The sequence below is a fragment of the Pseudomonas morbosilactucae genome (genome assembly GCF_023241715.1).
In the GTDB taxonomy this organism is placed as follows: domain Bacteria; phylum Pseudomonadota; class Gammaproteobacteria; order Pseudomonadales; family Pseudomonadaceae; genus Aquipseudomonas; species Aquipseudomonas morbosilactucae.
Genome location: NZ_JALQCW010000065.1, coordinates 1 through 24,477, shown reverse-complemented (window position 1 = coordinate 24,477; position 24,477 = coordinate 1). Strand labels below are relative to the sequence as shown.

Below are 24,477 nucleotides of genomic sequence, written 5' to 3'. Positions count from 1 at the left end.
AACCATGTCCGCCTTCTTTGCCGAACGCGCGCTGCTGCCTAGTGGATGGGCCAATGATGTACGTCTTGAGGTCGGCGCCGATGGCCAACTGACCCACATCCAGGCCAACGCCAGCGCGCAAGGCGCGGAACGGCTCAAGGGCCCGCTGTTGCCAGGCATGCCCAACCTGCACTCCCACGCCTTTCAGCGGGCCATGGCCGGGCTGGCGGAAGTGGCCGGCAACCCCAACGACAGCTTCTGGACCTGGCGCGACCTGATGTACCGGCTGGTGGGCAAGATCAGCCCCGAGCAGTTGGAAATCATCGCCCGCCAGTTGTACATCGAGATGCTCAAGGCCGGTTACACCTCGGTGGCGGAATTCCACTACGTGCACCACGACCACAACGGCAGCCCCTACAGCGACCCAGCCGAACTCTCGCTACGCATCAGCCAGGCGGCCAGCGCGGCCGGCATCGGCCTGACCCTGTTGCCAGTCCTCTATAGCCATTCGGGGTTTGGCGGCCAGGCACCCAACGACGGCCAGCGGCGTTTCATCAACAGCACCGAGCATTACCTGGCCCTGCACGCCCGGCTGCAGCCGCTGCTGGCGCAACAACCGGCGCAACGCCTGGGCCTGTGTTTCCACTCGCTGCGCGCGGTGACGCCGGAGCAGATCCGCGACGTCCTGGCCGCCAGCGACAGTCAGTGCCCGGTGCATATCCACATTGCCGAACAGCAAAAGGAAGTCGATGACTGCCTCAACTGGAGTGGCCGCCGCCCGCTGCAATGGCTGTATGAAAACACCGAGGTCGATCAGCGCTGGTGCCTGGTCCACGCCACCCACGCCAACCCGGAAGAAGTCAGCCTTATGGCCAAGAGCCGGGCCATTGCCGGCTTGTGCCTGACCACTGAAGCCAACCTCGGTGACGGGATCTTCCCGGCCGTGGACTTCCTGGCCCAGGGCGGACGCCTGGGGATCGGCTCCGACAGCCATGTGTCCTTGAGTGTGGTGGAGGAGCTGCGTTGGCTGGAATACGGCCAGCGCCTGCGTGATCAGCGGCGTAACCGCCTGTACCGCAGCGATCAGCCGATGGTGGGGCGCACCCTGTACGACGCGGCCCTGGACGGCGGCGCCCAGGCCTTGGGGCAACCGATCGGTGCCCTTGAAGTGGGCAAACGGGCTGACTGGCTGGTGCTCGATGGCAACGATCCGTACCTGGCCACCGCCGACGGCGATGGCATTCTCAACCGCTGGCTGTTCGCTGGTGGTGATCGCCAGGTACGCGATGTGATGGTGGCTGGGCAATGGGTGGTGCGTGAGGGCCGCCATGCCCAAGAAGAGGACAGCAGCCGAGCCTTCACCCAGGTGCTGCGCGACCTCCTCAACTGAACCTCTGCCCGTAGGCGCCGGCTTGCCGGCGGCTACGGGTAACGGTTTATTTCGAGGTCTTGGCCATGGCCGAATCCGACACCCGCCAGATCAGCCGCGTGGTGTCATAGCCCTGCTGACGCGCCTTGCTCAGCAAATCCTCGCGTACCGTCTCACTGACCTCCGGCGAACGCGACAGCAGCCACAGGTAGCGCCGGTTCGGGTTGCCGACAATGGCCGTCTTGTAGTCATCGCTGACGTACAGCACCCAGTAATCGCCCTTGGCCACGCCAGGCAGCAATCGAGAGAACCAGTTGTCAAACTCGACCCAGAGCTTGTCGGTCTTGCCCGGCACCTGGGGCTTGGCCGTGCCCCGGGCCTCTTCCCATTGCCACTCCGGCGTCAGGCAGCGGTTGAGCACCGCGATATTGCCCTCGGGCAGCAAGGTGTAGCGGGCTTCGGATTGCGCACAGTTGCGCTGGAAGTACATCGGCAACCGCGCCAACTCGTACCAAGTCCCTTGGTAACGCTTGAGGTCGACGTGGTTGACGGTCTTGGGCGCCAGCGAATCGTCCCGGGACGTGGCGCATCCGGCCAAGATCAGGCCGACCAGAAGGGTGAATACAAAACGCATCATTATTTTTCTCCCGTGGGCACGCAGCCCCGGTTTACTTCAGGCCTTGCCCGGAAAACATCAGCACTTTGTCACCGGCGTACTGCACGCTGATAAAGCTGTTTTTGTCACCCCAGGTGCAGCTGGACATGCCCAGCGCGCCGGAACAGTCAGTCGGTTTGCCCAGCAGTTGCTCAACTTCGGCCTTGGGCATGCCTGCCGAAAGCTTGGAATAGTTTTCCTGATTGACCTTGCTGCACGCAGCCAACAGCACGCAAAACGACAACAGAGCGAGAGAACGCAGCGACATGGTGAACTCCTGGGCGGACGGGGGAAGGCATGGCAGCCAACCAGAAGCTTAGAAGAGAAAACCCCCTTCTGGTTCCCCAGTGAAGCGGGTATTTATTGCGGACCAATTCGCAGATTTGCTCCATAAATCAGGCACTTTTGCCCGGCAAAAAGCATTTCGTCGGCTTTCCCCGAAACTGACTAATCTTTGGCGCTGGCAAGTCGACATAAATGCAGCGTAAAACCCCGTCATATGGCAAATTGCCAATATTCGTTGACCCCCTCGCGGTAGTTTTCCCCCCATGACCAGAAACATGAAATTCAGCCACAAGATCCTGCTTGCCGCCGCCCTTGTGGTCGCCGTGGCATTTGCCTGTTTCATCCTGTTCAACGACTACCGCCAGCGCCAGGCATTGCGCAGCAGCACCGAATCCTCGATGCAGGAACTGGGCAGCCTGACCACCAGCAACATCCAGACCTGGCTGGAAAGCCGCATGCAGCTGTTGCAGTCCCTGGCCCAGCAGATCGCCGTGGACGGCAACGGCGCCGACAGCCTGAAACGCAGCGTCGGCCTGCCCGCCTACACCGGCAATTTCCAGCTCAGTTATTTCGGCGGCCAGGACGGCGTGATGTTCTCGGTACCCGCCGGCAACCGCCCGGCGGATTACGACCCGCGCGCCCGCGGCTGGTTCAAGGCGGCTACCGGCGCCGGCCAGACCGTTGTCACCGAACCCTACATCGCCGCCTCGTCGGGCAAGCTGGTGATCACCGTGGCCACACCGGTGCAGCACCAGAACCAGTTCATCGGCGTCGCCGGTGCCGACATCGACCTGTCCAGCGTCAGCGCCATCATCAACTCGCTGAACTTCGGCGGCCACGGCCATGCCTTTATCGTCAGCGCTGACGGCAAGATCCTGATCCACCCCGAGAGCAAGCTGATCCTCAAGAGCCTCAGCGAGGCCTATCCCGATGGCGCCCCGCAGGTCAGCCCGGGGATGAAGGAAGTCACGGTCAACGGCAAGACCCAGTTCATCTCCTTCACCCAGGTCAAAGGCGTGCCCTCGGCGAATTGGTACGTGGCCCTGGTGCTCGAACAAGACACCGCCTTCGCCATGCTCAGCGAGTTTCGCACCTCGGCGATCATCGCCATGGCCATTGCCGTGGTGATCATCATCAGCCTGCTGGGGATGCTGATCCGCATGCTGATGCAGCCGCTGCACGTGATGGGCCGCGCCATGCATGACATCGCCGAAGGCGAAGGCGACCTGACCAAGCGCCTGACCATCCATGGCAACGATGAATTCGGCGCCCTGGGCCAGTCCTTCAACCGTTTCGTCGAACGCATCCACGGCTCGATCCGCGAAGTGTCCTCGGCCACCGGCCAGGTCAACGAAGTGGCGCTGCGGGTGGTGGCGGCCTCCAACTCGTCGATGTTCAACTCCGACCAGCAAGCCTCGCGCACCAACAGCGTGGCCGCAGCCATCAACCAACTCGGTGCCGCCGCCCAGGAAATCGCCCAGAACGCGGCCCTGGCATCGCAGCACTCCAGCGACGCCCGCAGCCTGGCGGAAGACGGCCAGCAAGTGGTGGATAAAACCATCTCGGCCATGCATCAACTGTCGGCGAAGATCAGCGACTCCTGCGGCAACATCGAGACCCTCAACAGCAACACCGTGAACATCGGGCAGATTCTCGAAGTCATCACCAGCATCTCCCAGCAAACCAACCTGCTGGCCCTCAACGCCGCCATCGAAGCCGCCCGGGCCGGTGAAGCCGGACGCGGGTTTGCGGTGGTTGCCGATGAAGTGCGCAACCTCGCCCACCGCACCCAGGACTCGGCGCAGCAAGTGCAGAAGATGATCGAGGAGCTGCAAGTGGGGGCACGCGAGGCGGTCAACACCATGACCGAGAGCCAGCGCGAGAGCGAGAGCAGCGTCGGCATCGCCAACCAGGCCGGCGAGCGCCTGCTCAGCGTGACCCAGCGCATCGGCGAGATCGACGGCATGAACCAGTCCGTGGCCACCGCCACCGAAGAACAGACCGCCGTGGTGGAGTCGATCAACGTCGACATCAGCGAGATCAACACCCTCAACCAGGAAGGCGTGGAAAACCTCCAGGCCACCCTGCGCGCCTGCTCCGACCTGGAGCAGCAAGCGTCCCGCCTCAAGCAACTGGTGGGCAGCTTCCGCATCTAAGGCACCGCATCGCCAGCAAGCCGGCTCCTACAAGGGTAGGAGCGGTTTGTCGACAATCCGCAACACAGTCAGTGGTCAGGGGCCCCACTACAGGGGTGAATTAAGGCTAAACTCAGCCCTGCCTTTCCAGTCGAGCCCTTTCCATGAAGCTGTCATCCCAGGTCAAGCCCATCAGTTATCTGAAAAGCCACACCGCCGAGATCGTCAAGCAACTGACAGAGAGTCGCGAGCCGCTGGTCATTACTCAGAACGGTGAAGCCAAGCTGGTGGTGATGGATGTACAAAGTTTCGAAGAGCAGGAAGCAACCCTGGCGTTGCTGAAACTGCTGGCCCTGGGCAACAGGGAAATCGAGGCCGGCCAGTTCCGTGATGCAGACCACGTGTTTGCCGACCTGGAGGCGGACGATCCGCAGTGAATTTCCAGGTGGTCATTCTGCGCTCGGCAGAAAACGACCTCAAAGAGCTTAAACGCTACGTAATCCGTCAGTTTTCCACGCAGACCTGGCACAGCACCTACCTGCACCTGAAAACCGTTGTGGCCCAACTGGCGACCACGCCTTACGCCGGCAGCGTCCCCGCCGAAATCCAGCAGCTTGATCTTCGCCGCTACCGCCAGGTTCTTTCCGGAATGAACCGGGTGATCTATGAAGTGCGGGAGCAGACCGTTTACATCCACATCATCGCGGACACACGCAAAGACCTGCAGTCGTTGCTGATTAAGCGACTGTTGGGATTTCAAGCAAGGGGTGAATTGTTAGCATCACCGACAACGGCGATCTAGGAGCCGGCTTGCCGGCGATGTCGATGTCGCGATCAGAAGTGCGAGCCCGGCTCGCGCAGGAAGGCCCGTTCTTCGGCGGTGGATTCGCGGCCGAGGATGGCGTTGCGATGGGGGAAGCGCCCGAAGCGGGCAATGACTTTCTGGTGCCGTTCGGCGTAATCCAAGTGGTCGGCGAACACGGCGCGGTCTTCCAGCGGTTGCTCATCGTGCAGCGCGGCAAAACGCGAAACCCCTTCGTTCTGCACCGCCAGATGCTCGCAATGCTCGAACACCAGGTAGATGAAGCTGCGCTGCATGGCCGGCAATTGCCGGTCAAAATCCGCGGCGATGCCCTAGGCCACCAGCGCTTGAGCACGCGGGTCACCAGAGAAGGCTTGGGCGGTGTCGCGAAAGATCATTCGCGGGAGCTGATCGAGCAACAGCACCAGGGCCAGCCAACCTTGGGGACGTTGCGTCCACTCGGTCAATCCGCCGGCCAGTGCCTGTTCCACCAAGGCCCCGAAGCGCTCACGCGCCTCAAGGTCCTGACTGTCATGCTTGCCGAACCACAGCCGGCCCTTGTCTGCCACGATGTCCGCCGGTTTGTCGGCTGAACCGAACCACCAATCGAGCAAGGGCTGCCAGGGCGCGGCCATGTTTTATTCCTTGTGGTACGCGGTGACGCGAGCCACTTCTTCCTTGGAGCCAAGAAACACCGCTACACGCTGGTGCAGGCCTTCAGGCTGGATGTCGAGAATGCGCTTGTGACCGTCGGTGGACGCGCCGCCGGCCTGTTCCACCAGGAACGACATCGGGTTGGCTTCGTACATCAGGCGCAGCTTGCCCGGTTTCTCCGGCTCGCGGCTGTCACGTGGGTACATGAACAGACCGCCACGGGTCAGGATACGGTGCACGTCAGCCACCATGGCAGCGACCCAGCGCATGTTGTAGTTCTTTTTCAGTGGACCGGTGTCGCCGGCCAGCAGCTCATCAACGTAGCGCTTGACCGGGGCTTCCCAGTGACGCTCGTTGGACATGTTGATGGCGAATTCCTGGGTGGATTCCGGGATCTTGATGTCTTCGTGAGTCAGCACGAAGCTGCCCATTTCACGGTCCAGGGTGAAGCCTTTGACGCCGTCGCCCAGGGTCAGCACCAGCATGGTCTGTGGGCCGTAGATGGCGTAACCGGCAGCGACCTGCTCGGTACCTGGCTGCAGGAAGGCCTTTTCGTTCAGGGCTTCGTTCTGGCTCAGGTATTCGTTAGGGCAGCGCAGTACCGAGAAGATGGTGCCAACCGGTGCGTTGATGTCGATGTTGGACGAACCGTCCAGTGGGTCGAACACCAGCAGGTAGGCGCCTTTCGGGTATTTGCCCGGGATCTGGTAGGCATTGTCCATTTCCTCGGACGCCATGCCGGCCAGGTGACCGCCCCATTCGTTGGCTTCGAGCAGGATCTCGTTGGAGATCACGTCGAGCTTCTTCTGCACTTCGCCTTGCACGTTCTCAGTGCCCATGCTGCCCAGAACACCACCCAGGGCGCCTTTCGACACGGCGTGGCTGATCTCCTTGCAAGCACGCGCCACCACTTCGATCAGGAAGCGCAGATCGGCAGGAGTGTTGTTGCTGCGGGTCTGCTCAATCAAATAGCGACTCAGGGTAACGCGGGACATGGACGGCTCCGGAGGAATGGGGGGTAAAAACCCGCGCAGTTTAGCGCGAGTCGTGGCGCATTTCCTCCTCTCAGACAGGGAAGTGCCTGATTGAGTTCATGCACCCGCTTGAGGCTAGCCAGAAACCGCGAAAACGCCCCCTCCCCGGAGCGCCTTGCCGACGATCAGCGGCGACGTCATTCCTAGGGCTTGGCAACCGGCTTGCGCAACAGGCTGAAGGCCATACCCGCCAGCGCCAGCACGCCCAGCAACAACACCGTCCACAGGCCGATCTTCTTCCAATCGGTCGTCGGCGCCACCGGCACTGCCGCAATGACGGGTGCAACCTGTTGCGGAGCGCCCTCGACCCGGGCCTGGCCCAGGCCTGCCAGGCGCTGCGGGCTGTAGTCAGGAATCAGGGTGGCCAAAGGCAGATTCGCCGGCCCCGCAGCCGGATTGCCCAGGGCCAGGCGATAAGGCCCCGCGCCCCGCGCCAGGAACACCAACTGCACACCACGCACGGCAAAGCGCAAAGCCGGCGCCTGCGCACCCAGGCCACCGCCGCGCTCATCCACTTCCAGCTTCAACTGGCGCCACTTCTGCCCCGCCAACTGCAATTCGTTCTGCTGCACGTCCTGGCCATTCTGAGTCAGGCGATACAGCAGGCCGCTGGTCAGCACCTGCCAGGGCTGGCTGCTGTTCTGCCGGCCATAGAGGGTTACCGGCGCCAGGCTATTGGCCTGGTCCAGCGCCACTTGCAGACGCTCCAGGGGCAAGTCCGCGGGCAACTCCCAGGTGTATTCACCGGCCTTGGCCGTCTGCCCCGCCAACGGCTGGGACCACTGCAGCGGCGAGGGCACGCTGCTGGTGCTGGTGCTTTCCAGTTGCACCGAGGTCAACACCGGTGCCTGCTGGGGGCTGTTCCAGAGCAGCCGCAGGTAACGCGCAGTTTGCCCGGGCAGGCCGACTTCATGCTGCTCGATGCGCTCATCGGCAAACGATAGGCGGGCCACCTGGCCTTCACCCCAGGCTTGCCAATGCTGCAGGTCGTCACTGGCTTCGATGCTGAAGTTCTGGAAGCCATCACGCTCGCTGGTCCAGTCCAGCACCAGTTGCTGCAATGGTGCATGGATACCACTGGCGTCCAGCAGCCAGCCACGCAGCACTTCCTCGCCGGCTTCCAATTGGGTGGAGGGTTGTACTTCCACCAGGGTGCCGTTGGCGTTGGACTGCACGCGCACGCTCGGCGTGGCATCGCTGGCCTCGGCCGAGTTGTACAGCGGGAACCACTTCACCTCGTGCAGGCTACGCTGTTCGGTGGTCTGCGCCTGCTGACGGGCCAGGGCGTACGCCTGGGGCTCACCGGCAGCGTTGAACACCCGGATGTCCCGCAGATCGCTATGGCTGGCATGCAGTTGCAGCGCCAACGGCACGTCGAGGCGGTACCAGGGCCCCTCCCCACTCAGGGCCAACGGCGCTTGGGACTTAAAATCCCCCGGTGTTTCCTGGGCCGTGGCCGACAGCGCCACACACAACCCGACAGCCCCCAACCAGCCCAGGCTCGACATCCGACTCAAGACGACACTCCTTCATTTGCATTGACCGGCGCGGCTTGATCCGGCTCGGCTTCGGCGCGCTTGGGCGGCAGCGGGGCAAAGTAACCCACCACCAACAGCAAACCGCCCACGCCGATAAACGACACGATCCGCGCCAGCCCGCCGCGGTTGCTCAATTCCACCAGGAACAGCTTGGCCACCACCACCGCGATCAACGCGGCGCCCACCAGCCAGACCTCGCGCCGGTGGCGCAGATGCCCACCGATCATCAGGCCCAGGGCAATCAGGGTCCAGACGATGGACAAGCCCGCCTGCACCAGCATCGACTCCAGCAGTGCATCCGCCTGAAACGGTACACCGCCCCAATGGTGGGCGGTGCGCATCACCAGCAGGGTAAAGAAGGCGAACAACGACAACGCCGCCACCCCCTGGCTGATACGTTCGACCCGCTCGGCCGGGATCGCCAGCACCTGCGCCGCGCTGCGCGACCAGACAAACACACCGAACACAGCAAACAGCAGCCCCAGTTCCAGCGGATTGAGCAGCGGCAGGTAAGGCAACGGCTCGGCACTGCCATCGCTGAACAGATTGGCCAGCCAGAACCAGCCCAGCATCAGCAGCGCCAGGGGCAGCGCAGCGTACACCCGGTATTCACGGGCGTAGGCGGCCACCGGCCAAGGCAGGCTGCGCGGCGTCGCCATCAGCACCAGGTACAGGCTCGGCAGCAGCGCCCAGCCCAGCCAGCGCCAGGCGTTGTAGTGCTCGGACAACAGCAGCAGGCCGTAGCGCAGTTCCAGGGCCAGGACCCCGAGCAGCATCCAGCAGCCCAGCACATGGGCGGCGCTCAGCACTTGGGCCGGCAGCATCGTCGCCAGGCGCCGCAGGCTGAAGAAATGCACGGCAAATAACAGCGGCCAGACCAGCCAACCGGCATCCGCCGCCGGGTGATAGCGGCCCTGCCAGGCACTCAGCAGCACCAGCAACGCAGCCGGCATCAACAGTCCGCTGAGCAGCCCGAGGGACGGCCACTTCAAACGCGCTGCCAGCAGTGTGCAGAGCGCCACGCTGACAGCGGCGACCAGCAACAACAAGGTCCCTTGCAGGTGCGGCGGGGCGAACACCAGCACTTCCCTGACCAGGGCCAGGGCCCACCAGCCGGCGCCCCAGGCCAACAACAGATCGGACAGGCGCCCCAGGGGCAAGGTGGCGAACGCCGAGCCCTGGTCGCCACGCTGCAAGCGCCAGGCACCCACCAGCGCCGCCAAGGCCAGCACCAGCGGCGTGCCGAAGTTCATATTGGCCAGGGGTCGCAGCCCCTCGCCCGGCAACGGGCCGAACCAATCGGCACTGGCCAACAGGAAAGCCACGCCGCCGATCACCTGCAACAGCAGGCCAAACACAAAGCTCGCGCGTTGTTGCAGGTACAGGCTCAGCCAGATGATCAGCACACCACTGGCGGCCCAGACACCGCTGGCCGTGCGCCAAGGCAGGACGAACAGCACCGCCAGGTTGATCATCAACAAGCCGGCCAGCAGCACCACCGACAACCCGCGCAGCAGCCGCGGGTCGTTGCGCACCATGTCGTCACGAGCCGCCAGAAGCATGCCGCCGATCAGCGCCAGACCAATCAGCGAGGCGCTCAGCAGCCCGCTCCAACCGGCACTGAACACCGCCGCCGAGTCGCCGTCGGCACCTTGCAGACGCAACAGGAACAAGGCACCGCCCAGCAGTTGCACGCCAAAGGCACTGAACAGGAAAGTCCGCGATTGCAGGCGCAGGCCGGCCACCAGGGTCACCAAGCCCGCCAAGGCCCAACTGATGGCCGTGCCATGGACCTGCAGGAACAGCGGTGCCAGCAGGTAGACAAAGCTCAAGCCAGCGACAGCGAGCATCGGCGCCACTGCCAGTTCCCAGCTCGCCACGTGCTCAGGCTGCGCCTTGCGCAGTTGCAGGAAGCTGAACAACAGGCCCCCCCCCAGCAGCAAGGCCCCCAGAGGCGCGCCGTCGAGCAGGCTGTCCTCACCCGGGCGCAATTCACTGAGAAATGCCAGGGCCGCACCGACCTGCAGCAGCAAAGCGAAGACACGGGCCAAGGGCCGTTGCTGACGCAGGCCGAGCCAGAAGATGCCCGCACCCTCCACTGCCCAGGCCGCGCTGGTCCAGCGGGCATCCAACCCCAGGGGAATTGCCAGGCTGGCAAAGATCACCCCCAGGGCCAGGCAGGTTTCCCCCAGCAGCAAGGCACGGCCGCCGGACAACCAACGGGCCAGCCCCATGTAGATCAGGCCCAGCGCCAGGGCGCTGAAGGCGGCGGCGAACTCCAAGTGCTGGACCAGCGCCCATTGCAAGCCAAAGCCCACCAGCGGCGGGCCGAACAGCATGCTGCCATCGACGTAGTCACCCTTGCGGGCAGACCAGTGCAGCAGCGCCTGGCGACTGTCGTCCGCGGGCGCATCGCTGAGCTCCAGCAGCTTGCGCCGGGCGAACAGCAGGCCGATCAGCAGGTACATGACAAAGAACAGAATCAGGAACGGCTCGGTGCTCCACAGCAACTCAGGGGTGTAGGACCTCAAGCCCCAGGCGAAGCCGATGCCGAAGGTGCCGACAAAACCGATCAGGTTGAGCAGGCGCCAGGCCTTGAACCAGGCAATGGCGAGGATCCCGGCATTGAGCAGGGCGAAATAACTGAACAGCGCCACATGGCTGCCCGCGCCGGTGGACGTGAGGATGGGGGCAGCGAACCCGCCCAGGGCCGCCGCCGCAGCCAGGCCCAAGGCGTCCTGGGTCACCGCCAGGATGGCCGAGAACAGCGTGACCGCCACCAACAGACCGAGGGCCGCGCCCGGGTCCAACAGCGGATGCAGGCGCATGGCGGCGAACACCGTCAGGTACAGCACCGCGATCCCCGTGCCTTGCAACATCAAGGCGTAATAGCTGTTGCGCAGTCGCAGCCACCAACCCAGCCCCAACAAGCCCAAAGCGCAAGCGGCGACCCCGGCGTAACGCACTTCGATCGGCACCACCATGCCTTCAGTGGCGTAGCGCAAGAGGAAGGCCAGGCCAAGGAACAACAGCAGCACCCCCACACGCAACACGGTGTTACCGCCAAACAGCCAGTTGCGCGCCCCTTCGATGGCGCGCTCGATCAGGTTCGGTTCGAGGACGATGGCCGGAGCCGCACGCCGGGGCCCTTCAAGAGGCTCTTCACGCTGCATGGACGCGGCTGGACGAAGGGGCGGTGGCGGCGTTTCACGGGGTGTGGGCGACGCATCCTGGGCCGCTGGCTGCGGGGTCCAGATATTAGCCGGCAACGGCTGACTGGCCTCTGCAGGCGCGCGGGTCTGGGGTTCGAGTTCTGCCGGCAGTACCCACACCAGGCCGGAACTGGCGGGTTGCGGGTCGACCGCTGGCGGTGCCTGGACAATGGGCGAGCGTGGCTCAGGCACAGGCTCGGCGGCCGCGCTGAAGCTGGGCGCCGTAGATGCAGCGTCAGCCGGTGAAGTGGCCGCCTCCAGGGCGCCCAGGCGTTGGCCCAGGTTCAGCACCGCTTGCCGCGCCTGGTCCAGCTCCTCTTGCTGCTTTGCCGCCTGGGCACTCAAGGCCGTCAGACGCAGGGCTTGGCCAAGGCCCAGCCCCAGCAAAGCGCCGATCAGCACACCGCTGAAGGACTCACCGAGCACTCCGCCCAGCACCAGCCCCGTCAGTATGAAAATCCATTGCATGGTCGATATCCCTAAGCGGCCCGCCGCAAGAGGCGTCGGCGTTTGAAGACCTGCGGGCAGCACTGGCGCCCTCACCGACCAGCCGGCGCCTGCCGATCAGGCAGGTACGGTGGGGGACGATGGCGACAAGAGGCACTGCTGCGGCAGGTCAAAACTGGCGCTCAGTATATCGACAAGGCCCAACTGTCGTTGGGCCTTGCGCACACTTACCAGCAAAAATCCGCGCCCGGGTTACTCCAGGGCTTTCCAGATTTCCGTGGCGTACTCGCGAATGGTCCGGTCCGAGGAGAACCAGCCCATGCGCGCGCTGTTGAGCACCGCCGAGCGCCACCACTCCTTGGAATCGTGCCAGCGCTCCTCGACCCGGGCCTGGGCACTCCAGTAGGAATCGAAGTCGGCACAGACCAGGAAGCGGTCGTACTGGATCAGCGAATCAATCAAGCCGGTGTAGCGCGACGGGTCATCCGGCGAGAACACCCCGCCGCGGATCGCCTGCAACACGTCGTTGAGGCGATGGGACGCGGCGATGTCCGGGGCCGCACTGAACTCGCCATTGCGCTTGCGTGCCTCCACCTGCTGGGCGCTGAGGCCGAAGATAAACATATGCTCGGCCCCCACCTGCTCGCACATTTCCACGTTGGCGCCGTCCAGGGTGCCGATGGTCAGGGCGCCATTGAGGCCGAACTTCATGTTGCTGGTGCCCGAGGCCTCGAAGCCGGCGGTGGAAATTTGCTCCGACAGGTCCGCCGCCGGGATGATGCTTTCCGCCAGGCTGACGTTGTAGTTGGGCAGGAACACCACCTTGAGCAGGCCGCGCACGGTGGGGTCGTTGTTGACGGTACGGGCAATGTCGTTGGTCAGCTTGATGATCAGCTTGGCTTGGTGATAACTGGCCGCCGCCTTGCCGGCGAAGATCTTCACCCGTGGCACCCAGTCGATTTCCGGCTCGGCACGAATGGCCTGGTACAGCGCCACGGTGTGCAGCAGGTTGAGCAACTGGCGCTTGTACTCGTGGATGCGCTTGACCTGCACGTCGAACATCGCCGCCGGGTTGACCGCAATCCCCAGGCGCTCATGGATGATCGCCGCCAGCGCCCGCTTGCTGTGCAACCGCTGCTCGGCAAACTGCTTGCGAAAGCCGGGCTTCTCGGCGAAGGGTTCCAGCCCGATCAACAACTCCTCGGGGTTATCCAGCAGCTCGGGGCCCAGGGCGTCGACCATCATCGAGGTCAGCTCAGCGTTGGCCTGGTACAGCCAGCGGCGGAAGGTGATGCCGTTGGTCTTGTTGTTGATTCGATCGGGATAGAGTTTGTGCAACTCGGAAAACACCGTGCTGCGCATCAGTTGGGTGTGCAGCCCGGACACACCGTTGACGCTGTGGGACCCGAGGAACGCCAGGTTGCCCATGCGCACTCGGCGGCCGTTGTCTTCTTCGATCAGCGACACCGCGCGCAACACGTCAAAGTCGTGGATGCCCTTGGCCCGCAGCGAATCGATGTGCTGGGCGTTGATCAGGTAGATGATCTGCATGTGCCGCGGCAGCATGCGCTCCATCAGGCCCACCGGCCAGGTTTCCAGGGCTTCGGGCAGCAAGGTGTGGTTGGTGTAGGACAGGGTTTCAACGGTGACTTGCCACGCCGCTTCCCAGGCAATGCCGTGCAAGTCCACCAGTTGGCGCATCAGTTCGGCCACAGCGATCGACGGGTGCGTGTCGTTGAGCTGGATGGCCGCGTGCTCGCCGAGGCTGAGCACCGAGTCGTGCATGTTTTTGTGCCGGCGCAGCAGGTCTTGCAGGGACGCCGAGACAAAGAAGTATTCCTGGCGCAGGCGCAGTTCCTGCCCCGCTTCGGTGCTGTCAGCCGGGTACAGCACCCGGGAGATGCTTTCGGCCCGAGCCACTTCCGCCACCGCGCCCAAGTGGTCGCCGGCGTTGAAACGCTCCAGGTGCAAATCTTCCATGGCCCGCGCTCGCCACAGGCGCAAGGTGTTGACACTGGCCCCGCGCCAGCCCACCACGGGCGTGTCATAGGCCACGGCGCGCACGGTTTCCCCCGGCGTCCAGACTTGCTTGGTGTGGCCGGCCTCGTCGGTCACGGTTTCCACGCCGCCGCCAAAGCCGATGGGGTAGATCACCTCCGGGCGTTCGAACTCCCAGGGGTTGCCGAAATCCAGCCAGTGCTCGGTCTGTTCCTGCTGCCAGCCATCGACGATGGCCTGGCGGAACAACCCGTGCTCGTAACGAATGCCGTAGCCGTGACCGGCAATGCCCAGGGTCGACATGCTTTCCATAAAGCACGCCGCCAGGCGCCCGAGGCCGCCGTTGCCCAGGGCCGCGTCGGGCTCCAGCAAGCGAATGCGCTCCAGGTCCACACCCAGTTCGGTGAGGGCTTCGCGGGCCACGTCCAGCAACCCGAGGTTGCTCAGGCTGTCGTAGAGCAGACGGCCGATGAGGAATTCCAGGGAGAGGTAATACACACGCTTCTGGCCTTTGCGGTAGATCTGCCGCGTGTGGTCCATCCAGTGTTCGACCATGTGATCACGGGCCGCGAGAGCGATGGCTTCAAACCAGTCATGGTCAAAGGCGTGATCCGGGTCCTTGCCCACCGCGTAAGTGAGTTTGGTCAAGACGGCTTCGCGGAATGCGGCCACCTCTGCGTCGCGAACTAGTGGTTCCTGAGTCATCGATACGACCTCGAGCGAGATAGACAGTGAGCATGGAATGGTCTGAGCCTAGTCGGTCTGACAGGAGGCAAAGGCTCTGGTTCGGCGCTTTTTTGCCAAGGCCCGGTCAGTGACCCGATCTCCCTGTCGGCGACGGCTAAAAAGATGCAGATGCCGTGCCGAGAGGAAATGTCCTTGGCACCGATCAGAAATATCCGTCAAAAGGCTGTTTAAAATTTCACCAGTCCCGGTATGATCGCGCGCCCTGAAACACGCTGGAAACGCCCCATGATGAAGCCCAACCTGATCGCCGCCGCGGAAATCGACCGACTCGATACCTGGGCCAAATTCACCGCGCCCATGTGCGGTTCCTGCGTTTCCAGCTGCTGCACGCTGCCGGTGGAAGTGAAGATCAAAGACCTGGTGCGCATCGGCATCGTCGATGAGTTCGAGCTGGGCGATCCGCCGAAGAACATCGCCAAGCGCCTGCAGAAAGAAGGCATTGTCGAGCGCTACAACCAGAAGTCCGAGATCTTCACCCTGCAGCGCATGAGCAACAACGACTGCCTGTATCTGGATCGTAAGAGCCGCCTGTGCACCATTTATGACAAGCGCCCGGATACCTGCCGCAACCACCCGCGCATCGGCCCACGCCCAGGTTACTGCGCCTACAAGCCCAAGGCAGTGGAACGCGAGACGGGCCGCCGGACCCTGGAACGCTTCTGACCCAAGGCCGGCGCGCCATTGATTGGCGCCCGCCTTGGCCGGTGTTTTCGCCAGACAAACAAAAACGCCCCCGACCTTGCGGTCGGGGGCGTTTTTTTAGCCGGGGCTAAAGCTTATGCCTTGGCTTTCTTGGCAGCGCGGGTGCGCTCGCTTTCGTCCAGGATCTTCTTGCGAAGACGGATGGACTTAGGAGTCACTTCACACAGCTCGTCGTCCTGGATGAATTCCAGAGCCTGTTCCAGGGTGAAGCGAACAGGTGGAACCAGAGCGATGGTTTCGTCTTTACCCGAAGCACGCATGTTGTCGAGCTTCTTGCCCTTGGTAGGGTTGACGCCCAGGTCGTTGTCGCGGCTGTTCAGGCCAACGATTTGACCGTTGTAGATCTCTTGGCCGTGTTCAACGAACAGCTTGCCACGAGCCTGCAGGGTTTCCAGGGAGTAGGTCAGCGCCTTGCCGGTTTCAACCGAAACCAGAACGCCGTTCTGACGGCCGGACATGTCGCCGGACTTCATCACGTCGTAACGGTCGAAGATCGAGGTCAGGATGCCAGCACCGTTGGTCAGGGTCAGGAACTGGTTACGGAAACCGATCAGACCGCGAGCAGGGATGTTGTATTCCAGACGAACACGGCCTTTGCCATCCGGCACCATGTTGGTCAGGTCGCCCTTACGCAGGCCCATCTCTTCCATGACCTTGCCTTGGGATTCTTCCGGCAGGTCGATGGTGACGTTTTCGAACGGTTCGTGCTTCACGCCGTCAACCAGACGGATGATCACTTCTGGACGGCCTACAGCCATTTCGAAGCCTTCGCGACGCATGGTTTCGATCAGTACCGAGAGGTGCAGCTCACCACGGCCGGAAACCTTGAACTTGTCAGCCGAGTCGCCTTCTTCAACGCGCAGTGCAACGTTGTACAGCAGCTCTTTGTCCAGACGTTCCTTGATGTTACGGGACGTCACGAACTTGCCTTCTTTACCGCAGAATGGCGAGTCGTTGACCTGGAAGGTCATGGAAACGGTTGGCTCGTCAACGGTCAGAGGCTTCATCGCCTCGACGGTATCCGGGTGGCACAGGGTATCGGAGATGAACAGCGAGTCCATACCGCTGATGCACACGATGTCGCCTGCAGCTGCTTCTTCAACGTCCACACGGTGCAGACCGTGGTGACCCATCAGCTTCAGGATACGACCGTTGCGCTTCTTGCCGTCGGCACCGATAGCCACGACCGGAGTGTTCGGCTTGACGGTACCGCGAGCGATACGGCCAACACCGATAACACCCAGGAAGCTGTTGTAGTCCAGAGCGGAGATTTGCATCTGGAACGGACCATCACGGTCAACAGACGGCGCGGGTACGTTGTCGACGATCGACTGGTACAGCGGGGTCATGTCTTCAGCCATGTCGTTGTGGTCCAGACCGGCAATACCGTTCAGGGCCGAGGCGTAGACGACTTTGAAGTCCAGCTGTTCTTCGGTGGCACCCAGGTTGTCGAACAGGTCGAAGATCTGGTCCAGAACCCAGTCCGGACGCGCGCCTGGACGGTCAACCTTGTTGATGCACACGATCGGACGCAGGCCGGCTTCGAACGCCTTCTTGGTCACGAAACGGGTTTGCGGCATAGGGCCGTCTTGGGCGTCGACCAGCAGCAGCACGGAGTCAACCATCGACATTACGCGCTCAACTTCACCGCCGAAGTCGGCGTGGCCCGGGGTGTCCACGATGTTGATGTGGTAGCCGTTCCAGTTGATGGCGGTGTTTTTCGCCAGAATGGTAATACCGCGCTCTTTTTCCTGGTCGTTGGAGTCCATCACGCGCTCGTCGTTGAGCTCGTTGCGCTCCAGGGTGCCGGATTGACGCAGGAGTTTGTCTACCAGGGTGGTTTTACCATGGTCAACGTGAGCAATGATGGCGATGTTGCGTAGATTTTCGATCACTTGTGTATCTCGATCAGAGGATTCGGTGTGCTGACAACAGATGGCAGCGATTAACAATAGAGTCAGGCCTTGCCGTTACAGCTTGGCGGCGGCGTCGGGGGGCCGGTGACGCAGGCCACAGGCAAACATCCCCGGGCACTTAGCTCGGTCTATAAACGCGCACATTGGCATGCCCCTCACTGAGCAAATGGTGAGCATGCAGGCGACTCATCACGCCTTTGTCGCAATACAGCAGGTACTGGCGAGTAGGGTCCAGTTCCTTGAAGCGCGCGTTCAGTGCATAGAACGGCATCGCTTGTACTTCGACGCCAGCCAGTTGCAGCGGGTCATCTTCCTCGGCATCCGGGTGACGGATGTCGATGACGATCTGACCGGCCAACGCCTCGCTGACTTCTTCAATCTGCAAATCCTGGCCCAACTCGTCGATCACCCGATCGATCGGTACCAGTTTGGCGTTCTCGAGCGCACGCTCCAGAATCGCCATGTCGAATTCTTTCTCTTCATGCTCCACACGCGGGCGCTTGGCGTGGGTCTTGGGGTTCACCGAGATGACCCCGCAATACTCGGGCATGTGCTTGGCGAAGTCGGCGGTGCCGATTTCCTGCGCTAGGTCGATGATGTCCTGCTTGTGGCTGGCGATCAGCGGGCGCAATACCAGCTTCTCGGTCACACAGTCGATCACCGACAGGTTGGGCAGCGTCTGGCTCGACACCTGGGAAATCGCCTCGCCGGTCACCAGCGCGTCGATCTCCAGGCGATCGGCGATTCGGGACGCCGCGCGCAACATCATACGCTTCAAAATGACGCCCATATGACTGTTGTCGACTTTACTGAGGATTTCCCCCAGGACTTCCTCGAACGGCACGCTGACAAACAGCACGCGCTGGGAGCTGCCGTACTTCTTCCATATATAGTGCGCGACTTCCATCACGCCCAATTCGTGGGCACGCCCGCCCAGGTTGAAGAAGCAGAAGTGGCTCATCAGGCCGCGGCGCATGATCTGGTAGGCCGCCACCGTGGAATCGAAACCGCCAGACATCAACACCAGGGTCTGTTCCAGGGCACCCAGCGGGTAGCCACCCAGGCCGTTGTGCTGGCTATGGATCACGAACAACCGTTGGTCGCGAATTTCCATACGCACTTCGATTTCCGGGTCTTTCAGGGAAATCCCGGCGGCGCCGCACTGACGACGCAACTGGCTGCCAACGTATTTTTCCACGTCCATGGAGCTGAATTCGTGCTTGCCGGCGCGCTTGCAACGCACGGAAAAAATCTTCCCGGGCAAGGCATCGCCGAAGTGCTGCTTGCACTTGGCAACGACGTCGTCGAAGTCGCCCAGCGGGTACTCGTCGACCTGCAGGAAATGCGCGATACCCGGCATACACGTCAGGCGCTCAGTCAGCTCCTTCAAGGCTTTGGGGTCACTGAGGGCGGTTTCCAGTTCAAGGTTGTCCCACACACCATTGACCACCACAGCCGGGTCCAGATCGCGGAGCACGGCACGGATGTTTTTGGCCAACTGGCGGATGAAACGCATCCGTACCGGGCGGCTCTTAATGGTGATTTCCGGGAAAACTTTAACTATTAGTTTCATGAAAACAGCGCGCGCAGGGCCAGCCGAAAAAGGGGGGCGCGGATTATAGCGGAAATTGCTCAAGGTTTAACCAGTTAATGTGCAGTTGGTTTTAGCCGCACCAAAACAGGTCATTTTCAGAATCCAGCGCCACATTGCGGTGCGCTAAAAATCCAAATCCAGGCCAATTAGCCTTTATATGCGTGGATTTGGGGCAAAAAACCCAACTCGGGGCACTGGCATGCAATTTGCTCCCTTGTGAGGCAGGTTGCCTTGGCAGAGTATTCGCGCCGGCATCACCCACATTCTAAGGGCACTCCACTACTTAGCCCGAAGCCACCCCGGAGGACATATGTCGAAGTCGGTTCAACTCATCAAAGATCATGACGTCAAGTGGATTGATCTGCGCTTCACGGATACCAAAGGCACTCAGCACCACGTGACCATGCCGGCTCGCGACGCGCTGGATGACGCCTTCTTCGAAGAAGGCAAAATGTTCGACGGTTCCTCCATCGCTGGCTGGAAAGGCATCGAAGCCTCCGACATGATCCTGATGCCGGACGACAGCACTGCCGTGCTGGACCCGTTCACCGAAGAGCCGACCCTGATCCTGGTTTGCGACGTGATCGAGCCTTCGACCATGCAAGGCTACGACCGCGACCCACGTGCGATCGCCAAGCGTGCCGAGGAATACCTGAAGTCCACCGGTATCGGTGACACCGTATTTGTAGGTCCAGAGCCTGAGTTCTTCATCTTCGACGAAGTGAAGTTCAAGTCCGACATCTCTGGTTCCATGTTCAAAATCTTCTCCGAGCAAGGCTCGTGGATGTCCGACCAGGACGTGGAAGGCGGCAACAAAGGCCACCGTCCAGGCGTCAAAGGCGGCTACTTCCCAGTTCCGCCGTTCGACCACGACCACGAAATCCGTACCTCCATGTGCAACGCCATGGAAGAAATGGGCCTGGTCATCGAAGTTCACCACCACGAAGTGGCGACTGCCGGCCAGAACGAAATCGGCGTGAAGTTCAACACCCTGGTAGCCAAGGCTGACGAAGTTCAGACCCTGAAGTACTGCGTACACAACGTGGCTGACGCTTACGGCCGCACCGCAACCTTCATGCCTAAGCCTCTGTACGGCGATAACGGCTCGGGTATGCACGTTCACCTGTCCATCGCCAAAGATGGCAAGAACACCTTCGCTGGCGAAGGCTATGCCGGCCTGTCCGACACCGCCCTGTACTTCATCGGCGGCATCATCAAGCACGGTAAGGCCCTGAACGGCTTCACCAACCCGTCGACCAACTCCTACAAGCGTCTGGTCCCAGGTTTCGAAGCTCCAGTGATGCTGGCCTACTCGGCCCGTAACCGTTCCGCCTCGATCCGTATTCCTTACGTGTCCAGCCCACGCGCTCGCCGTATCGAAGCTCGCTTCCCGGATCCAGCAGCCAACCCGTACCTGGGCTTCGCTGCACTGCTGATGGCTGGCCTGGACGGCATCCAGAACAAGATCCACCCTGGCGACGCTGCTGACAAAAACCTGTATGACCTGCCGCCTGAAGAGGCCAAAGAAATCCCACAAGTTTGCGGCAGCCTGAAAGAAGCCCTGGAAGAGCTGGACAAAGGTCGTGCGTTCCTGACCAAAGGCGGCGTTTTCAGCGACGACTTCATCGATGCTTACATCGAGCTGAAAAGCGAAGAAGAAATCAAAGTACGCACCTTCGTACACCCACTGGAATACGAGCTGTACTACAGCTGCTAATCCAGTCGCGCTCGCGCAAGCGGCGTAACGAGAGGCCTCCTTCGGGAGGCCTTTTTTATGGGCGATTTTCACCCATTGTGTGAGCAAAGGTTAAGGCTGCCGACCCGAGCCTTGTCGCTGCTCTATGGTCAATCCGTACCCGAACAAGAGATGACGGCTGCACAGCCAGAGACCGACCTTCCATGCGCATTTATCTTTTTTGCCTGATGCTGGCCAGCTTGCCGGCCAGCGCCGAGAGCCACCGCCACGTCGACGCCACCGACCCTGCGTATTCCGTACTGGAGATACGCAACCTGCCCACAACCCTGCGCGCCAACAACGGCCGCGTCAGCGTCGATATCAAGCTGCACCCCGCACTGCGCCCCGAGCACCGCCTGCGCCTGCTGCTCGACGGCCGGCCTTACACCCGCCCCAGCGAGCGGACCCACCTGTCGCTGGTGGATGTCGACCGCGGCCGGCATAGCCTGGAGGTGCAGGTACTGGAGGGTGAGCAGGTCGTGCAACAGAGCGAGCCCGAGGTATTCCATCTGCAGCGGGCCCGTCGCCGATAAAGCCGGGCAAGCACAGGAACCCGAGCCTTTTTCAACGCCGTTCAGCTAACGGCACTATATTGGTGCAATCCATTGCACCCCGTGGCACCCGACTGCCCATTTTGGGTCGAAAAACCGCTGAAAAGCCGGACGGACGCCACGCAATCGAGCCTCAAACGCCTGTTTCAGGCTTTTAACGCTTCTTTGCGGAGCCTTGGTTTGGTTTTTGCATTTTCTCCATATCAGCGCTTTACCCGCGCGCGCGATCCGGGACCGGCCCCGGATCGTCTTGCTTCAAAAGAGGTCAACCAGTACCCATGACCATCAGCGACCAACTGCACAGGCTGCTCCTCGACAACCTGACCACCGCCACCATCCTGCTCAATGCCGACCTACGCCTTGAGTACATGAACCCGGCGGCGGAAATGCTCCTGGCCATCAGCGGCCAGCGCAGCCATGGGCAATTCATCAGCGAACTGTTCACCGAATCGGCCGAAGCCCTGAGCTCCCTGCGCCAGGCTGTCGAGCAGGCCCACCCCTTTACCAAGCGCGAAGCGATGCTCACCGCCCTGACGGGCCAGACCCTGACCGTGGACTACGCGGTGACGCCGATCCTCAGTAACGGCGAAACCCTGCTGCTGCTGGAAGTCCACCCCCGTGATCGCCTGTTGCGTATCACCAAGGAAGAGGCCCAGCTGTCCAAGCAGGAAACCAGCAAGATGCTGGTGCGCGGCCTGGCCCACGAGATCAAGAACCCCCTGGGCGGGATTCGCGGCGCGGCCCAGTTGCTGGCCCGGGAACTGCCGGAAGAAAGCCTCAAGGACTACACCAACGTCATCATCGAAGAGGCCGACCGCCTGCGAAACCTGGTGGATCGCATGCTCGGCTCGAACAAGCTGCCGTCCCTGGCCATGACCAACATCCATGAAGTGCTGGAGCGGGTCAGCAGCCTGGTGGAAGCCGAAAGCCAGGGTTGCATCACTTTGGTGCGCGACTACGACCCAAGCATTCCCGATGTATTGATCGACCGCGAACAGATGATCCAGGCGGTGCTCAACATCGTGCGCAACGCCATGCAGGCCATCAGCAGCCAGAACGAGTTGCGCCTGGGCCGCATCAGCCTGCGCACCCGAACCATGCGCCAGTTCACCATCGGCCATGTGCGCCATCGCCTGGTGACCAAGATCGAAATCATCGACAACGGCCCGGGGATCCCGCCCGAGCTGCAAGACACCCTCTTCTTCCCCATGGTCAGCGGCCGCCCGGACGGTACCGGGCTGGGCCTGGCCATCACTCAGAACATCATCAGCCAGCACCAGGGCCTGATCGAATGTGACAGCCATCCCGGCCACACCACGTTCTCGATCTTTCTGCCACTGGAACAAGGAGCCCCATCGACATGAGCCGTAGTGAAACCGTGTGGATCGTCGATGACGACCGTTCTATCCGCTGGGTCCTGGAAAAAGCCTTGCAACAAGAAGGCATGACCACCCAAAGCTTCGACAGCGCCGACGGGGTGATGAGTCGCCTGGCGCGCCAGCAGCCGGACGTGATCATCTCCGACATCCGTATGCCCGGTGCCAGCGGCCTTGATCTGTTGGCGCGGATTCGCGAGCTGCACCCACGCCTGCCAGTGATCATCATGACCGCCCACTCTGACCTGGACAGCGCTGTCGCGTCCTATCAGGGCGGCGCCTTCGAGTACCTGCCCAAGCCGTTCGACGTCGACGAAGCCGTTTCCCTGGTCAAGCGCGCCAACCAGCACGCCCAGGAACAGCAAGGCCTGGAAGTGGCTCCGACCCTGGCCCGCACCCCTGAAATCATCGGTGAAGCACCGGCGATGCAGGAAGTGTTTCGTGCCATCGGGCGCCTGAGCCACTCCAATATCACCGTGCTGATCAACGGCGAATCCGGTACCGGTAAAGAACTGGTGGCCCACGCCCTGCACCGCCACAGCCCGCGGGCGGCCTCGCCGTTCATTGCGCTGAACATGGCGGCGATCCCCAAGGACCTGATGGAGTCCGAGCTGTTCGGCCACGAAAAAGGTGCCTTCACCGGCGCGGCCAACCTGCGGCGCGGACGCTTTGAGCAAGCCGACGGCGGCACCCTGTTCCTCGATGAAATCGGCGACATGCCGGCCGAAACCCAAACCCGTTTGCTGCGGGTACTGGCCGATGGCGAGTTCTACCGGGTCGGCGGACACACCCCGGTCAAGGTCGACGTGCGCATCATCGCGGCGACCCACCAGAACCTGGAAACCCTGGTGCATGCAGGCAAATTCCGTGAGGACTTGTTCCACCGCCTCAACGTGATCCGCATCCACATTCCACGCCTGTCGGACCGTCGTGAAGACATTCCGACCCTGGCCAAGCACTTCCTCAGCCGCGCCGCCCAGGAGCTGGCGGTGGAGCCCAAGCTGCTGAAGAGCGAAACCGAGGAATACCTGAAGAACCTGCCGTGGCCGGGCAACGTGCGTCAGCTGGAGAACACCTGCCGCTGGATCACGGTGATGGCTTCGGGACGCGAAGTGCACATCAGCGACCTGCCGCCGGAGCTGCTGAGCCTGCCTCAGGATTCGGCGCCAGTGACCAACTGGGAACAGGCCCTGCGCCAATGGGCCGACCAGGCCCTGGCACGCGGCCAATCGAGCCTGCTGGACAGCGCCGTGCCGAGCTTCGAGCGGATCATGATCGAGACCGCCCTCAAGCACACCGCCGGCCGCCGTCGCGACGCCGCCGTGCTGCTGGGCTGGGGCCGTAACACCCTGACTCGCAAGATCAAAGAGCTGGGAATGAAGGTCGATGGCGGTGATGACGACGAGGGCGATGAAGCCTAAGCCGTACTGACCGGCCACATCGCCATCGCGCAAGCCCACTCCTACGGGAGCCGGGGTTGCCCGCGATTTTTTTTGTGCACCGCAATGGGCTGCCTGCACTGCCTGAAGGCGCCGTGAACCTCGATCGGGCACGCCGACAGCGGCGGCGCAGTGGATCTTCATATCCGAAAGCCTTGCCTTCGAAAACGCAAAAGCCCCGTATTCCGGGGCTTTGCGGCACTCAGGCGAAGAATAAACGCGCCCGCGGAGAAAACTGGCACGCCCTCTGCAATAACCTCATCACTACCCAGTTTCGGGGACCTTGGTACAGGCAGGCCGGGGATTCCC

Annotated in this window: 17 protein-coding genes and 2 pseudogenes; 10 read left to right on the top strand and 9 right to left on the bottom strand. The window is 62.2% G+C overall.

Annotation, left to right across the window (positions count from 1 at the left end):
• The first annotated feature begins 4 nt into the window (after positions 1 to 4).
• A complete protein-coding gene (locus M1B34_RS22645) occupies positions 5 to 1,369 on the top strand; it encodes a formimidoylglutamate deiminase (protein ID WP_268262927.1) in 1,365 nt (454 codons plus the stop codon).
• Positions 1,370 to 1,415: 46 nt separating this feature from the next.
• Here M1B34_RS22645 and M1B34_RS22640 read toward each other — a convergent pair whose 3' ends face one another.
• Both M1B34_RS22640 and M1B34_RS22635 read right to left on the bottom strand, forming a co-directional pair.
• Positions 1,416 to 1,985 carry a lipocalin family protein gene (locus M1B34_RS22640; RefSeq protein WP_123329259.1) on the bottom strand — a complete coding sequence of 190 codons (570 nt, stop codon included), beginning with the start codon at positions 1,983 to 1,985 and terminating at the stop codon, positions 1,416 to 1,418.
• 31 nt (positions 1,986 to 2,016) lie between these two features.
• Positions 2,017 to 2,271, bottom strand: coding sequence for a hypothetical protein (locus M1B34_RS22635; RefSeq protein ID WP_011058771.1), 255 nt, complete (start codon positions 2,269 to 2,271; stop codon positions 2,017 to 2,019).
• 280 nt (positions 2,272 to 2,551) lie between these two features.
• On the opposite strand from M1B34_RS22635, the pseudogene M1B34_RS34145 reads away from it, so the two are divergent.
• The 4 genes and pseudogenes from M1B34_RS34145 to M1B34_RS22620 all read left to right on the top strand — a co-directional run.
• Positions 2,552 to 3,586: pseudogene (locus M1B34_RS34145) on the top strand (HAMP domain-containing protein); the annotation flags it as partial.
• Between the two features lie 93 nt (positions 3,587 to 3,679).
• Positions 3,680 to 4,444 carry a methyl-accepting chemotaxis protein gene (locus M1B34_RS34140; RefSeq protein ID WP_425273535.1) on the top strand — a complete coding sequence of 255 codons (765 nt, stop codon included), beginning with the start codon at positions 3,680 to 3,682 and terminating at the stop codon, positions 4,442 to 4,444.
• Positions 4,445 to 4,587: 143 nt separating this feature from the next.
• Positions 4,588 to 4,860, top strand: a complete 273-nt coding sequence (locus M1B34_RS22625; protein WP_268266276.1) for a type II toxin-antitoxin system Phd/YefM family antitoxin — start codon at positions 4,588 to 4,590, stop codon at positions 4,858 to 4,860.
• Complete coding sequence (locus M1B34_RS22620; protein ID WP_268266275.1) at positions 4,857 to 5,225, top strand: type II toxin-antitoxin system RelE/ParE family toxin; 369 nt, start codon at positions 4,857 to 4,859, stop codon at positions 5,223 to 5,225. Before M1B34_RS22625 ends, M1B34_RS22620 begins: the two co-directional genes overlap by 4 nt.
• Positions 5,226 to 5,257: 32 nt before the next feature.
• Here the strand turns inward: M1B34_RS22620 and M1B34_RS22615 are convergent.
• The 5 genes and pseudogenes from M1B34_RS22615 to M1B34_RS22595 form a co-directional block, all read right to left on the bottom strand.
• A pseudogene (locus tag M1B34_RS22615) lies at positions 5,258 to 5,860 on the bottom strand (DUF924 family protein).
• 3 nt (positions 5,861 to 5,863) lie between these two features.
• A complete protein-coding gene (locus M1B34_RS22610; RefSeq protein ID WP_268262925.1) occupies positions 5,864 to 6,874 on the bottom strand; it encodes a class 1 fructose-bisphosphatase in 1,011 nt (336 codons plus the stop codon).
• Positions 6,875 to 7,056: 182 nt separating this feature from the next.
• Positions 7,057 to 8,421 carry a DUF3999 domain-containing protein gene (locus M1B34_RS22605; RefSeq protein ID WP_425273433.1) on the bottom strand — a complete coding sequence of 455 codons (1,365 nt, stop codon included), beginning with the start codon at positions 8,419 to 8,421 and terminating at the stop codon, positions 7,057 to 7,059.
• A gap of 5 nt (positions 8,422 to 8,426) precedes the next feature.
• Entirely contained in the window at positions 8,427 to 12,131 is a 3,705-nt protein-coding gene (locus M1B34_RS22600; RefSeq protein ID WP_268266274.1) for a DUF2339 domain-containing protein, read from the bottom strand.
• Positions 12,132 to 12,362: 231 nt separating this feature from the next.
• Positions 12,363 to 14,813: a glycogen/starch/alpha-glucan phosphorylase gene (locus M1B34_RS22595; protein WP_268266273.1), complete on the bottom strand. Its 2,451-nt coding sequence runs from the start codon at positions 14,811 to 14,813 to the stop codon at positions 12,363 to 12,365.
• A gap of 267 nt (positions 14,814 to 15,080) precedes the next feature.
• Here M1B34_RS22595 and M1B34_RS22590 point away from each other — a divergent pair, with 267 nt between their 5' ends.
• On the top strand, positions 15,081 to 15,518 hold the full coding sequence (locus M1B34_RS22590) for a YkgJ family cysteine cluster protein (protein ID WP_123329246.1): 438 nt from the start codon (positions 15,081 to 15,083) through the stop codon (positions 15,516 to 15,518).
• A 113-nt stretch (positions 15,519 to 15,631) separates the two neighbouring features.
• Here M1B34_RS22590 and typA read toward each other — a convergent pair whose 3' ends face one another.
• Entirely contained in the window at positions 15,632 to 17,452 is a 1,821-nt protein-coding gene (gene typA / locus M1B34_RS22585) for a translational GTPase TypA (RefSeq protein ID WP_236485026.1), read from the bottom strand.
• Positions 17,453 to 17,591: 139 nt separating this feature from the next.
• The gene (gene thiI / locus M1B34_RS22580; RefSeq protein WP_123329242.1) at positions 17,592 to 19,046 is read right to left on the bottom strand and encodes a tRNA uracil 4-sulfurtransferase ThiI; all 1,455 of its coding nucleotides are present in this window, start codon (positions 19,044 to 19,046) and stop codon (positions 17,592 to 17,594) included.
• Positions 19,047 to 19,377: 331 nt separating this feature from the next.
• On the opposite strand from thiI, the gene glnA reads away from it, so the two are divergent.
• The 4 genes from glnA (at position 19,378) to ntrC (ending at position 24,150) form a co-directional block, all read left to right on the top strand.
• The gene (gene glnA / locus M1B34_RS22575; protein WP_123329238.1) at positions 19,378 to 20,784 is read left to right on the top strand and encodes a glutamate--ammonia ligase; all 1,407 of its coding nucleotides are present in this window, start codon (positions 19,378 to 19,380) and stop codon (positions 20,782 to 20,784) included.
• Positions 20,785 to 20,966: 182 nt separating this feature from the next.
• Positions 20,967 to 21,335, top strand: a complete 369-nt coding sequence (locus M1B34_RS22570) for a hypothetical protein (RefSeq protein WP_268266272.1) — start codon at positions 20,967 to 20,969, stop codon at positions 21,333 to 21,335.
• 296 nt (positions 21,336 to 21,631) lie between these two features.
• Positions 21,632 to 22,717, top strand: a complete 1,086-nt coding sequence (glnL, locus tag M1B34_RS22565) for a nitrogen regulation protein NR(II) (RefSeq protein WP_123329234.1) — start codon at positions 21,632 to 21,634, stop codon at positions 22,715 to 22,717.
• A complete protein-coding gene (gene ntrC / locus M1B34_RS22560) occupies positions 22,714 to 24,150 on the top strand; it encodes a nitrogen regulation protein NR(I) (RefSeq protein ID WP_268262919.1) in 1,437 nt (478 codons plus the stop codon). Before glnL ends, ntrC begins: the two co-directional genes overlap by 4 nt.
• The last annotated feature ends 327 nt before the right edge of the window (positions 24,151 to 24,477 follow it).

Coding starts and splice junctions, on each gene's coding strand:
- M1B34_RS22645 (WP_268262927.1), top strand. CDS start 5: ATGTCCGCCTTCTTTGCCGAACGCGCGCTGCTGCCTAGTGGATGGGCC.
- M1B34_RS22640 (WP_123329259.1), bottom strand. CDS start 1,985: ATGATGCGTTTTGTATTCACCCTTCTGGTCGGCCTGATCTTGGCCGGA.
- M1B34_RS22635 (WP_011058771.1), bottom strand. CDS start 2,271: ATGTCGCTGCGTTCTCTCGCTCTGTTGTCGTTTTGCGTGCTGTTGGCT.
- M1B34_RS34140 (WP_425273535.1), top strand. CDS start 3,680: ATGTTCAACTCCGACCAGCAAGCCTCGCGCACCAACAGCGTGGCCGCA.
- M1B34_RS22625 (WP_268266276.1), top strand. CDS start 4,588: ATGAAGCTGTCATCCCAGGTCAAGCCCATCAGTTATCTGAAAAGCCAC.
- M1B34_RS22610 (WP_268262925.1), bottom strand. CDS start 6,874: ATGTCCCGCGTTACCCTGAGTCGCTATTTGATTGAGCAGACCCGCAGC.
- M1B34_RS22605 (WP_425273433.1), bottom strand. CDS start 8,421: ATGTCGAGCCTGGGCTGGTTGGGGGCTGTCGGGTTGTGTGTGGCGCTG.
- M1B34_RS22600 (WP_268266274.1), bottom strand. CDS start 12,131: ATGCAATGGATTTTCATACTGACGGGGCTGGTGCTGGGCGGAGTGCTC.
- M1B34_RS22595 (WP_268266273.1), bottom strand. CDS start 14,813: ATGACTCAGGAACCACTAGTTCGCGACGCAGAGGTGGCCGCATTCCGC.
- M1B34_RS22590 (WP_123329246.1), top strand. CDS start 15,081: ATGATGAAGCCCAACCTGATCGCCGCCGCGGAAATCGACCGACTCGAT.
- thiI (WP_123329242.1), bottom strand. CDS start 19,046: ATGAAACTAATAGTTAAAGTTTTCCCGGAAATCACCATTAAGAGCCGC.
- glnA (WP_123329238.1), top strand. CDS start 19,378: ATGTCGAAGTCGGTTCAACTCATCAAAGATCATGACGTCAAGTGGATT.
- M1B34_RS22570 (WP_268266272.1), top strand. CDS start 20,967: ATGCGCATTTATCTTTTTTGCCTGATGCTGGCCAGCTTGCCGGCCAGC.
- glnL (WP_123329234.1), top strand. CDS start 21,632: ATGACCATCAGCGACCAACTGCACAGGCTGCTCCTCGACAACCTGACC.
- ntrC (WP_268262919.1), top strand. CDS start 22,714: ATGAGCCGTAGTGAAACCGTGTGGATCGTCGATGACGACCGTTCTATC.